Annotated in this window: 10 protein-coding genes and 1 other annotated feature; of the genes, 7 read left to right on the top strand and 3 right to left on the bottom strand. The window is 28.8% G+C overall.

The window, feature by feature from the left end; all coding sequences use genetic code 11:
• Positions 1-427: 427 nt before the first annotated feature.
• Positions 428-725: a binding site (T-box leader), on the top strand.
• Between the two features lie 134 nt (positions 726-859).
• The 4 genes from COL3_RS07770 to COL3_RS07755 all read left to right on the top strand — a co-directional run bounded on the left by COL3_RS07770 (position 860) and on the right by COL3_RS07755 (position 8,115).
• The gene (locus COL3_RS07770; protein WP_008420730.1) at positions 860-3,505 is read left to right on the top strand and encodes a valine--tRNA ligase; all 2,646 of its coding nucleotides are present in this window, start codon (positions 860-862) and stop codon (positions 3,503-3,505) included.
• A gap of 180 nt (positions 3,506-3,685) precedes the next feature.
• Positions 3,686-4,519, top strand: coding sequence for a TerC/Alx family metal homeostasis membrane protein (locus COL3_RS07765; protein ID WP_008420729.1), 834 nt, complete (start codon positions 3,686-3,688; stop codon positions 4,517-4,519).
• Between the two features lie 258 nt (positions 4,520-4,777).
• Positions 4,778-6,085, top strand: a complete 1,308-nt coding sequence (locus tag COL3_RS07760; RefSeq protein ID WP_008420728.1) for a folylpolyglutamate synthase/dihydrofolate synthase family protein — start codon at positions 4,778-4,780, stop codon at positions 6,083-6,085.
• A gap of 53 nt (positions 6,086-6,138) precedes the next feature.
• Complete coding sequence (locus tag COL3_RS07755; RefSeq protein WP_008420727.1) at positions 6,139-8,115, top strand: HIRAN domain-containing protein; 1,977 nt, start codon at positions 6,139-6,141, stop codon at positions 8,113-8,115.
• A 303-nt stretch (positions 8,116-8,418) separates the two neighbouring features.
• Here COL3_RS07755 and COL3_RS07750 read toward each other — a convergent pair whose 3' ends face one another.
• Entirely contained in the window at positions 8,419-8,670 is a 252-nt protein-coding gene (locus tag COL3_RS07750; protein ID WP_008420725.1) for a TIGR03905 family TSCPD domain-containing protein, read from the bottom strand.
• A gap of 405 nt (positions 8,671-9,075) precedes the next feature.
• Here COL3_RS07750 and COL3_RS07745 point away from each other — a divergent pair, with 405 nt between their 5' ends.
• Entirely contained in the window at positions 9,076-9,972 is an 897-nt protein-coding gene (locus tag COL3_RS07745) for a YncE family protein (RefSeq protein ID WP_008420723.1), read from the top strand.
• On the opposite strand, the gene COL3_RS07740 is transcribed toward COL3_RS07745, so the two are convergent.
• Complete coding sequence (locus tag COL3_RS07740; RefSeq protein ID WP_008420721.1) at positions 9,973-10,497, bottom strand: DUF4364 family protein; 525 nt, start codon at positions 10,495-10,497, stop codon at positions 9,973-9,975.
• Positions 10,498-10,665: 168 nt separating this feature from the next.
• Between COL3_RS07740 and COL3_RS07735 the strand changes: the two genes are divergently transcribed.
• Together COL3_RS07735 and COL3_RS07730 are read left to right on the top strand one after the other, a co-directional pair.
• A complete protein-coding gene (locus COL3_RS07735; RefSeq protein WP_008420718.1) occupies positions 10,666-11,448 on the top strand; it encodes a polysaccharide deacetylase family protein in 783 nt (260 codons plus the stop codon).
• Between the two features lie 195 nt (positions 11,449-11,643).
• Positions 11,644-12,294 carry a single-stranded DNA-binding protein gene (locus tag COL3_RS07730; RefSeq protein WP_008420717.1) on the top strand — a complete coding sequence of 217 codons (651 nt, stop codon included), beginning with the start codon at positions 11,644-11,646 and terminating at the stop codon, positions 12,292-12,294.
• A 147-nt stretch (positions 12,295-12,441) separates the two neighbouring features.
• Here the strand turns inward: COL3_RS07730 and dapD are convergent, their stop codons facing one another.
• Positions 12,442-13,152 carry a 2,3,4,5-tetrahydropyridine-2,6-dicarboxylate N-acetyltransferase gene (gene dapD / locus COL3_RS07725; RefSeq protein ID WP_008420714.1) on the bottom strand — a complete coding sequence of 237 codons (711 nt, stop codon included), beginning with the start codon at positions 13,150-13,152 and terminating at the stop codon, positions 12,442-12,444.
• Positions 13,153-13,214: the final 62 nt, after the last annotated feature.

Genomic DNA, 13,214 nt, shown 5'->3' with positions numbered 1-13,214 from the left:
CTTTCGAATAACAGATTTTTATTTTTTAATCTGTCTACCTTAAAGGGAGCATATCAAGATTGAATTTACGATTTTTTAATGCGTAATTCTAAAAAGGGACGTATATCTAAGTACTGAACTAGAATCAATTCAGAATAAATTAAAATTCCCATTATTCATACAACTGAGAGCTAATATATATAATGTCCAAGCTAAAACATTTGAAGTTTATAACATTAGGTTTATTCATATAAAAACATATAAATATTTATATTAAACATGCTGGTTTACGTGGATTTCTATTTAAAGATGATAATAAAGAAGATTGGCTCAAATTCTTTTCATGCCTAAGCATTAAGGCAGCTAAAAAGTTGTTAAATATATTTAATGTAGAAACTATTATTGACAAAATTTATACTATAGGCTATCATTTTAAGTAAATTAATAGATAAAAGCAATGAAAAAGAGGAGTAAAAATTTTGAGGCATTATTGGAAACTCGCAATAAAAGCTGAGGAGTACGGTTCTTTTTGTTAAATGTTAGATTTAGAGAGAACTAGAAAGAGAGAGGGAGCAGCTGAAAACCCTTATGCAGGAAATTTTGAAGGTAGCTTTTGAGCTTCTTTAGTGAAGTAGCAGTAGCTAAAGACGGTTTATCTGAATCGTTATTTAAATTAAGAGTCCATTAGAGCAATATAGATTGTTTGTGTGGAAATAAAGGTGGTACCGCGAGCTTTCGTCCTTTTGTGATGTAAGCTCTTTTATTATGCAGTTAACAGCTAGCAATGGGAAGTTAACATTCAAATCCCAAAGGGATTTGCTCCATAACTGTAAATTGTAAACTGTGAATTGTAAACTGAATTAAGTTGGAGGAATAAAAAATGTCAGAAGAAATGAAAAATATATCAACTACCTATGATCCAAAAGAATTTGAAGAAAGAATTTATAAAAACTGGGAAGAAAAAGGCTATTTCACACCAGTTGTTGATAAAAGCAAAAAGCCTTATACAATAGTTATGCCACCACCAAATATAACTGGTCAGCTTCATTTAGGGCATGCATTTGATGATACTCTTCAAGATATGCTTATCAGATTTAAAAGGATGCAAGGATATGCAGCGTTATGGTTACCAGGAGAAGATCATGCATCTATTGCAACAGAAGTTAGAGTTGCAAACATGCTTGCTGAACAAGGTTATGATAAAAAAGAAATGGGAAGAGAAGCCTTCCTTGAAAAAGTTTGGGAATGGAGCGATAAATATAGAGCTACAATAAGAAATCAAGTTAAAAAACTTGGAGTTTCAGCTGATTTTACAAGAGAAGCTTTTACTATGGATGAAAATCTTAGTGCTGCAGTAAAACATGTATTTGTTAAGCTTTATAATGAAGGCTTAATTTATCAAGGAAATAGAATAACTAATTGGTGTACTCATTGTGAAACTGCTTTATCAGATGCTGAAATTGAATATGAAGAACAAGCAGGCCATTTCTGGCACATAAACTATCCATTAGCTGATGGAAGTGGTTACCTTGAAATCGCAACTACAAGACCTGAAACTTTACTTGGAGATAGCGGTGTAGCTGTAAATCCTAACGATAAAAGATATAAACATCTTATAGGTAAAACTGTAATACTTCCATTAGTAAATAGAGAAATTCCTATTGTTGGTGATGATTATGTTGATCTAGAATTTGGAACTGGTGCAGTTAAAATGACTCCAGCTCATGATCCTAATGACTTTGAGGTTGGTAAAAGACATAATCTTGAAATCATTAGAGTTATGGATGATAAAGGTGTTATTAATCACTTAGGTGGAAAATATCAGGGCTTAGATAGATATGAAGCAAGAAAAGCTATAGTTAAGGACTTAGAAGAATTAGGTCTATTGGTTAAGATTAAAGACCACTCACATAATGTAGGTACTCACGATAGATGTGGAACTACTGTAGAGCCAATAATATCAAAACAATGGTATGTTAAGATGGAAGCTCTTGCAAAACCAGCTATAGAAGTAGTTAAGAACGGAAAAACTAAGTTTGTTCCTGAAAGATTTGATAAGATATATTTTAACTGGATGGAAAACATTCAAGACTGGTGTATTTCAAGACAATTATGGTGGGGACATAGAATTCCTGTTTACTATTGTCAAGATTGTGGAGAAATGATGGTACTAGAAGACGCACCAAAAGCATGTAGTAAATGCGGAAGTGCTAATTTAAAGCAAGATAATGATGTTCTTGATACGTGGTTTTCTTCTGCATTATGGCCATTTTCAACACTTGGCTGGCCAAATAAAACAGAAGACTTAGAATACTTCTATCCAACAAGTACGCTAGTAACTGGTCATGATATTATATTCTTCTGGGTTGCAAGAATGATATTCTCAGGACTTCACTGCATGGGTGAAACTCCATTTGATACTGTTCTTATTCATGGTTTAATTAGAGATTCTCAAGGAAGAAAAATGAGTAAATCTTTAGGAAACGGGGTTGATCCATTAGAAGTTATTGACACTTATGGAGCTGATGCTTTAAGATTTATGATAGCAACTGGTAATGCTCCTGGTAATGATATGAGATATTACCCAGAAAGAGTTGAGTCTTCAAGAAACTTTGCTAATAAGATTTGGAATGCTTCAAGATTTGTTATGATGAATCTTGATAAAGATATAATGAACAAATATAAAGATTGCAAAGAATATTCTTTGGCTGATAAATGGATTTTATCTGAAATGAATACTTTGATTAAAGAAGTTACAGAAAACATGGATAAGTTTGAGTTAGGAATTGCTATGCAAAAGATTTATGACTTTATGTGGACTGAATTCTGTGATTGGTATATAGAACTTGTTAAGCCAGTATTCTATGGTGATGATGAGAATGCTAAGGGAATAGTTTATAACGTGTTAAATACTGTTTTAATTACAGGATTAAAATTATTGCACCCAGCTATGCCATTTATAACAGAAGAAATCTTTACTCATTTAAGTGACGAAGAAACAATAACAACTTCAGCTTGGCCTGTTTTTGATGAGGCTTTAGTTAATAAAGAAGCTGAAAATGATATGGCTTTTGTAATTGAGGCAATTAAAGGTTTAAGAAATGTTAGAGCTGAAATGAACGTACCACCTTCAAGAAAAGCAAAAGTAATTTGTTATATTGCTGAAGATGCTAAGAAGGCATTTAATGCAGGTTCTGCATATATTGAAAAATTAGCTTCAGCTTCAGAAGTTGAATTTATAACTGATAAAGCAAATGTTCCAGCTAATGCTGTGTCCTTAGTTGTTAAAGGTGGAGAATTATTTATGCCGCTTTTAGATTTAGTTGATAAGGAAAAAGAATTAGATAGATTAAATAAGGAATTAAAGAAGTTAGAAGGCGAAATTGATAGAATAGATAAAAAACTAGGAAATCAAGGCTTCGTAGCTAAAGCACCAGCCGCAGTTATAGATGCTGAAAAAGAAAAGAGAGTTAAATATGTAGAAATGTTAGAAGCTGTTGAAGCAAGAATAAAGGCTTTAGGTTAATAACAAAATACATTTAATTTGAGTTTATAAGTTGTTTAAAAAGTTTCAATTCATAATTTGAATTGAAACTTTTTTAATTGAGAAAAATTATTTTATTAAAAATTCTGTAAAGTAAGGATATAAGAAAATAATAATTAATATATATAATTTTAAGAATACTATTTTGGAGGTATTTAAATTTTGAGAACAAAAAGATATTTATTTAATTTAATATTTTGGATATCCTTATCAATTTTATTTAATATTTTAGTTTATTATACAAGAGGTGAAAGATCAGCTGTTGAGTATTTTGGTGGTTACATAGTTGAAATGTCGTTAAGCTTAGATAATTTATTTTTATTTCTAATGATTTTCTCAAGCTTTAGAATAAAAGAGGAGTTCCAGGAAAGAGTTCTTTTATATGGCGTTATTGGCGCTATGGTATTGAGGCTAATATTTATACTACTAGGTGTTGCCATGGTAAGTAAATTTAGTTTTTTACTTTCAATATTTGGTATAATATTATTACTTAGTGGTATAAAAATATTCCTTAGAGAAGAAGAGAATATGCAATTTCAGGATAACTTCGCGGTAAAATTTTTAAGAAAAGTGATTCCAATAACAAATGCTTTGCATGGAAATAAATTTTTTGTTATACAAAATAAAAAACTTTATGCTACACCTTTATTAGTAGTACTTCTAATTATAGAGTTTTCAGATATTATATTTGCAATAGACTCAATACCAGCTATTTTTTCAATAACTACAGATACCTTTATAGTATATACTTCCAACATATTTGCAATATTAGGTTTACGAAGTATGTATTACATTTTAGAGAGAATGAATTATATGTTTAAATTTATGAAATATGGAGTGGGATGCATATTAATATTTACTGGTATAAAGTTATTATTACTCTTTTGGCATATTGAAATTTCAGTTACAAATTCTGTTTTAATTATAATATCCATTTTATTAAGCAGTATTTTAATATCTTTGGTATGGAGCGAAATTAGTAAATTTAAAAATTAAAAGGTATTATAGGGGCTGTTTTTTTCAAAGTGTATAATTATTTAGAGGAAAGGAAACTTACAAGCCCTTTATTATGAGATAAATTGAATTTTAGTGTATGGAAAATATATAAATCTAGCCAAGTATAACTTACCATTGACCTTTTCGTATATTTTTATATTAGTGTTTTACCTATAATTGAGATATAATGTAAAGTAATACATGCAAATTACTTAAATAAAGAAAATGGATAATAGAAAAGACAAGAGGTAAAGAAAAATGAACATGACGTATAAAGAAGCAATGGATTATATATCAAGTGTGGGAAGATTTGGTTCGAATTATGGACTTGAAAGAACCTTTAGAATTTTAGAACTACTTGGAAATCCTCATGAAAAACTTAAGTTAGTACATATAGCTGGAACTAATGGCAAAGGATCTACTACAGCTATGGTTACAAAAATACTGCGAGGTCTTGGATATAAGGTTGGAATGTACACATCGCCTTACTTAGAAGAATTTGAAGAAAGAATTCAGATAAATGGAAAGAATATTAATAAGGATACATTAGTAAAATTATTAGAAGAAGTAAAAAAAGCAATAAATAAAGTAATCGAAGAAGGGTATGAGCATCCAACTGAATTTGAGATTATAACGGCTCTTATGTTTTTACATTTTTACAATGAAAAAGTAGACTATGCTGTAATTGAAGTTGGCCTTGGAGGAAGATTGGATTCAACCAATGTAATAACTCCAAAAGTATCTGTAATTACTTCTGTAAGTTTAGATCATTTAAATATATTAGGTGACAATATAAAAGATATTGCAAAGGAAAAAGCCGGAATAATTAAAGAGCAAGTACCAGTTGTATTATATCCTCAAGAGGAAGCAGTAAATAAAGTAATATTAGAAACAGCAAAAGAGAAGAATAGTCAGGTGTATTTTGTAAAACGAGAAAACGGAAGCTTAATTGATATTAACTATGAAGAATTATATCAAGATGTAGAAATTAAAAGTTATAAAAATACATATAATATTAAACTGCCATTACTTGGTATGCATCAAATACTAAACTTAGGTGTTGCGCTAAATACTGTCGAAGTATTATGCGAAGCAGAAGGAATAGAGCTAGAAAAAGATAAAATAGAAGAATCTTTACGGGATGTTAAGTGGATTGGACGACTTGAAGTATTAGGGAGGAAGCCGACTATAGTTATTGACGGAGCACATAATATAGATGGTATTAAGGCTCTTCGAAAAAATATATGTAAGTACTTTAAATATAATAAATTGTATTTGTTACTTGGAATTTTAGCTGATAAACAAGTTAAAGAAATGATAGAAGAGATAACTCCAATAGCAGAAAAAGTTTATGCTTTAACACCTCATAGTGAAAGGGCTGAACTATGTGAAGATTTAAAAAATGAGATATTAAATTATAATCCTAATACTATTGCATGTGAAAATTATGAAGATGCCTTGTGTTTGGCGCTAAATGAAGCAGGAAAAGAAGATTTAATATTAATTAGCGGTTCACTATATATGATTGGAGATATGAGAAAAATAATAACTTCAAAAATAAAATAAAACATAGAATGTCGTTACAATTTCAATTAAAGAAAAGGAGTAATGAAAGTTATATGGTTAAAAGAAATAAAGAGAGTATAATGTATAATAAAAAATCAGTCTATTATGATTTAAAAGAGTTTCATGATAGAAATTCAGGTGAACTGTATAGCTATCAAGACTTCGAAACAGCTGGTATAAGGGAATATAAAAGTATTACAAATAAATTGCGTCCACTACATGAATATGAAAAGAATAGATTGGCTAATGAATTAGTGCAGATCTTAACTAGTGATATTTCTATAGAAGAAAGATTAAGTAATTTAAATGGATATATAACTTTAAATCCGATTATAAATTATTATGAAAATTTGATTAATATTATTGAAGCGTTATTGAGTTATAAAAGCAATATCAATACTGAGATAAAGGAAATTGTAAATAGGATTCTTCTATATAGTGGATGCAATGAAGAAATAAAATTAGGTATACTACTTGCACCTATTTGTAATGTTGAAAATACAAAAGAAATATTAAGTGTTTTTTCAATTCATAATGATTATCTATTTTATGTAGTGAAAGCTTATGAGTATATAGGGAATTGTAATGATATTATTTTTGAAATATCAAAAAAATCTAAAGGATACGGTAAAGTATTTTGTGTAATGAATCTTAGACCAATAAATTATGAAATTAGAAAGTGGATGATTGAAGAAGGTTGTGACAATAGTGTAGGAGTAACTGAATTATTATCCTATTGTATGCTTTCATTAGATTTATTAGATTATTTAGAAAATACTAAGTTTGATAATGAAGAATTAGAGCTTTTATCTAAATCAATTAGTATATTATTATCTGATTATGGATTAGATGATATTAAAGATTCAATAAAAGTTTGCAATAAATTATTAGATATTATAGATCAGCTTAATGGAGGAATTTATTCATTATATGTAGTTATATCGATTCTTTATTCTATAGAAGCAGTTATAATTGATGATTATAAGAATAGGAAAAATTCAGTTTCATATAAATTTAATGATGAATACAAAGATATTATTGAGAAGTGCAAAGTAATTTGTAAAAAAGATGTTTGGCATGAAATAATATCAAAGGAAATATTAAATATTGAAATTGAAAGCAGTGTTATTATAAGTTGTGCTGAAAAGACTAAATATAAATTAAGAAAAAAGGAATATGAAACAATATTAAAAAGAGATTGTACTAATGCATTATTATATAAATATGCTTTTTCAGTAGGGAATAAAGCAATAAAAAAATGTGCATTGGATTTAGGATTGCAGAAGCTGCCATTGGATCAAATTTTTAGAGGTCAAGATGAGTTAAAAATTGAAAGTTTGGATTATGATGATATAGTGCATATTTGCTTTTTTATAATAATAAAGTACTCTCAATATGACGATTTTCAAGATAAGTATAAAGAGCTTAATCTCCAAGCCCTAAGATCACCGCTAATTGAAACAAGAATTCAGGCAGCAGTAAATTTACAAAGATTTAAAGATGAATTTGATACTTTTGATAAGGAAGTAATTAATGATGCAATCGGTTCGGAGATGGTGGGAAATGTACGAAGATCACTTAATTCTTTATTAATTAGCTCAAATGATAAAGAAAAGAGATATGTAGAAGTCAGCGATAATATGCACATAGATATTCATGTTAAAGATGTTTATTTAATAAATGTAAATATTGCAGGCACTAATTACGTTGATATGAGTGAAGTGTATAATAGATTATTTGAAGATGATATTGTTTATTTAAAAAGGGAAGCTGATAATCAGTTTGATTCAAATGCTATTGAAATAATAACTACTTCAGGCTATGTAATTGGTTATGTTCCTAAGGAACATAATTATATCTTAAAAAACCTTATGGATAAAGGAAAATACTTATATGGTAAAGTAAAAGAAATTAGCGAGGATTTTAGTATCATAAATATTGACATATATTTAAGCTATAAAGATGTAATAGAAGAAGTGACGAATACATTGTCACTACTGTCAGGTGAAAGAGAATATTATCTACAATAGAAAAGTTAGCTTTAATATTTATTTATAGTTAAAAATATATACAAGATTTAATAGACTAAGTATATATCAAAGCCAAATAAATTATATAAACATTTGCGAAGAAGGCATTTAAAAATAAGCTGCAAAAAGCACTTAATGGAGGGGTGTTCACTTAAACTTGTCTAAATGAAATTGGAGCAAGCTTAAGTGGATACGGGTCTCTATCAAGTGCTTTTTGCGAAATTTTCATAGTTCAGTGAGCAAACATTTATATAATTTTGGTTGATGTATAGCTAGTCTAATTTTAATTTTGCATATTCAAGTCTATGCTGATGCCTCTTTCCAAGCTAATAGAGCTTTGGATAATTGGTCAGGACAAGATGTACCTTTATTTTTGCAATCTATTCCTTTTAATCTTTCAATAACTTCGTCAACTGGCATGCCTTTTACTAAATGTCCTATTCCCAAAAGATTTCCAGCACAGCCTCCAACAAATTCTACATTTTCGACAATATTATTAGTAATTTCAAGATTTATAGTGCTTGAACACACTCCAGATGTTTTATATGAAAACATTAAACACACTCCTTTGAAATAATTTCATATTATAAATACAACTCTATTATACGTCGAGTAAGCAATATAAAGTACAATATGATTTTGTGTGAATCATCACTTAAGCAGACATCTCAAAAGTGAATGTCCAAAAAGTGAGAATCGAAATTTTACATTTCGTTCTTCGAACTTTCTCTTTAGAGTTTTTATATTTGGAAACATGAACTTTCCCTGTGGGCATCTATGATTTGATGATGGTCGCTTACTCTGTGAGCACTCAGCAAACGTATGTGAGTCGAGTTTCCTTTATTATAATAGAAATCTGTCAATAAATAAAGATAGTACATCTAATAATTTGTGCCAATAATATATTTTTAGAATATATTATAGATAGTAGAGTGATTATCTTTAAAGGAGGAAAATGGAATGAGCTATATTATTTTATGTAACACTGGTTCAGATAGTTTAAACAAAATTGATACTGAGAATTTAAAGACTCAAAGTATAATTTTATCTATTGGTGAAAGTCCATTTGGTCCTCATGGATTATCGCTTTATAAAGGTAAGATTTTAGTGGCTAATAACTATAATAATAGTATATCTATAGTTGATTTCAATAAATTTAAGGAAGAAAATAATCTATATGTTGGAGCTCATCCCAATGACATTGTAGCATATGATGACATTGCTTATGTATCTTGTGGAGAATCTAATTCTGTGATTGTATATGACTTAGTAAATGAAAGAATTAATTTTGAAGTACCTACAGGAAGGTTTCCACATAATATAACTTTACTTGAAGAAGAAAATCTTATATTTATCAGCAATATGGGTGATGATAGTATATCAGTAGTTGATTATCTTAATAATAAAGAAATAAAGAGAATTAAAGTAGAAAGTACACCTATAAAAATAAATATTTCAAAAAATAAGAAATATTTATACGTGTGTATGAGTTATCTTGGCCATGATAAGAATGGAAGTATAGGAATTATAGATTTGAAAACTTTAAATTTAATTAATATACTTACAGTTGGCTATTCACCAGTAGATTTATTTGAAGAGAGTAATTACTTATATGTTTCAAATTTGTGTGATGGATCTATTAGTGTAGTAAATTTAAATGAGTCAAAGGAAGAGAATAAAATAAATATTGGTGGTATGCCAAGAGGAATTGTAAAAGTAAAAGATAATTTATTTGTAGGTGATTATTTAAATGGATTGTTAAATATAGTGAACATGAAGGATAAAAAAATAAAAATCATACCAATAGGATCTGAACCTAATAGTATGACCTTAGTAGATGACACTATGAAATTTTAGTTAGTTAATAAGTAAATTAATTACGTTAGTATATATTTCAGAAGGATTTTCCTTCCACTTATTGCAAATTGAGATTGCTTGATTCTTGGAAGGGACAGATAATTTTAATTCCATTAATAGTGAATTATCTTCTATTGCCTTTAAATCAACAATGAAACTATCATTTGAACCGAGAGTATAATCCGCATGAATAGTTAATTCTTTTTTAATAGAATCAATTTTTTCTTTTATATAATCATTAGTAATAGATATTTTTGAAGGAGATATTCTGTCTATAAACAATGAAAGGACGGTATCTCCTTTTTCAGTTAGTCTTAATAGTTTTTTATCATTAACTTCTTGATATTCAACGAAATTGGATTCCTCTAGCTCTGATAAATATTGTTGGAATGTAAAATAATTAATAAAGTTATTTTCAAGAATTATTTCAGTAAGCTGAGTATTTGAGATTGGATCTTTAATAGATTTTAATACATATAACATAAGTAACTTATTTTCTGCTAATTCTGATGAACTTTCGTACATAATTACCTCCATAATTGATGAAAATCTTCTTCTATTATAACACAAAAAAATTTTTAGTGAATAGTTAGTAAAAGATAAATTAAAAATGTAATGTGATTGCAATAGCATAAATCCCATAAATGTGAATATAGTTTATATAAGAAATATATAGTTAAAGGGGTATTAAAAGTGGTATGGAAGAAAAAGAGGATAGGAATAGATTTAATATTAATTATTTGTCTTATATTTGTGTCAATAGGAATTAGCAAAGCTACACAGGCTATAGGTAATATTCATGAAGAAGCACCAATTTATTGTGTTGATACTAATGATAAAGTAGTAAGTTTGACTTTTGATATAAATTGGACTGAAAATGATACAACTAATGTAATATTAGACGTATTGAAAAAATATAATGTTAAAGGAACATTCTTCATAATGGGAGGATGGGTAAATTACAGTGAAGATAATGTAAATAAGCTAAAAGCAATCAAGGAAGGGGGGCATGAAATAGGAAATCATTCTTATAAGCATCCTAGCTTTGTAAAAATAGGATCAGATAGGATGAAGGAAGAAATTGAAAAAACAAATGATACAATCGAGAAATATACAGGAGAAAGACCTAAATTATTTAGATTTCCAAGTGGAGATTATAATAAAGATGCTTTTTCAAAAGTGAGAAACTTAGGATATATGACCATCCAATGGGATGTTGATTCTGTTGATTGGAAAGAGTTATCAGCTGAAACAGAGTACAATAGAGTTATGAAGAATGTTAAGCCGGGATCTATTATTCTATTTCACAATGCTAAGTATACCCCAGAGGACTTAGATAGGATTATAAAGGAATTAAAAGAGAAAGGCTATGAGTTCAAAACTGTTGGTGAAATGATATACTCTAAAGACTATAATGTAGACAATCAAGGGATTCAACATAAAGTGAAACTTGATTCAGCTGAGACTGAATCTTAGCGGACTTCATCATAATAGGCGCAATGTCTAGAAACTGATTACCACGTGGGATTTATTAGTGGAAATTAGCTGTCAGATAAAAATAATTAATATTTATTGAAAATTAACTAGTATTTGTATTATAATGGTAATATATGCAAGTGGGAGCATATATTACACAAAATAAAATAATTTCCGATGGAGAGAGGGATTACAATGGATAATTTAATGTTAAATAACAAAATTTACCTTGAAGGCAAGGTAACATCTGGATTAGAGTTTAGCCATGAAATGTATGGGGAGGGGTTCTACACTTTTGATTTAGATGTAATGAGATTAAGTGACTCAGTAGATACATTAAATATTACTGTTTCAGAAAGATTATTGAGTGATATTAAATTAGAAGTGGGTATAGACGTAATAGTTGAAGGACAACTTAGATCTTATAATAAATTTATTGATGGATCTAATAAGCTTATACTTACTGTGTTTGCTAGAAATATTGAGCCATGCTTAGAAAGAAGTAAAAATCCTAATGAAATATTTTTAGATGGATATATTTGCAAGGAACCAATTTATAGAACGACACCTTTTGGTCGTGAAATTGCAGATGTGCTTTTAGCTGTAAATAGAGCATATAATAAATCAGATTATATTCCAACAATTGCGTGGGGAAGAAATTCGAGATTTTGCCAAACATTAAGTGTTGGTGACAATATTAAAGTATGGGGAAGACTTCAAAGTAGAGAATATCAAAAGAAAGTATCTGACAGTGAAGTAGTTAAAAAAGTTGCATATGAAGTGTCAATTTCAAAAATGGAAAGGGCTAATAAAGAAGAGATAAGTGGGGAAGAAGGAGCTGTATAATTAAAGAATAATAGAAATTTATATAATTATTAGATTATTAAATACATTGTTATTTTTTAGGGTTAAAAGCAAAGGTTTCAATAAATATTAAATTTATTGAAACCTTTTAGTTTTCTATGTAAGCCAAGTAAAATAAGTTAATGTGTTCTATTTTCTTAAATCATCTAAGATTTGAGTTTTATCTTTTGTTTTATCATCAACTTCTTTTATTATTTTTGCAGGTGATCCAGCAACTACAACATTAGCAGGTACATCTTCAGTAACAACAGAACCGGCTGCAACAACGCTGCCTGCACCTATCTTAACACCCTCAAGAATTACTGAGTTTGCTCCTATTAAAGCGTTATCACCTATCATGCATGGTTCTTTACTAGGTGGTTCTAATACACCAGCAACGACAGCACCAGCACCTAAATGAACATTTTTACCTAATTGTCCACGAGCTCCAACTACTGCATTCATATCTACCATAGTTCCATCGCCGATTTCAGCACCAATATTTATTACTGCTCCCATCATGATAACAGCATTTTTGCCAATGGTCACTTTATCTCTTATGATAGCACCTGGCTCAATTCTTGCATCAACTTCAAGTAAGTCAAGCATTGGAATTGCTGAATTTCTTCTATCATTTTCTATTCTGAAATGTTTAATAAGATGTTTATTATCTAATACTATCTTAGTTATAGAATCAGATTCTCCCATTAGTATATAAAATCCGTTAGAACCGTACCATTCTACATCATTCATGTCAGCATTGCTTAAATCTCCATTTACATAAACTTTCACTGGAGTTGATTTTTTTGATTCCTTAATAAATCTAGCAATTTCATAAGGATCTGTTAAATTATATGACATTATATCACCCTTTCCATTATTTTCGCAATCAACCTTATTATAATAAAGATTAAACACAATTA

The sequence above is a fragment of the Clostridium sp. LS genome (assembly GCF_002760435.1).
Taxonomy (GTDB): Bacteria; Bacillota; Clostridia; order Clostridiales; family Clostridiaceae; genus Clostridium.
The sequence above is the reverse complement of the archived record's forward strand: the minus strand, read 5'-3'. Positions and strand labels throughout refer to the sequence as shown.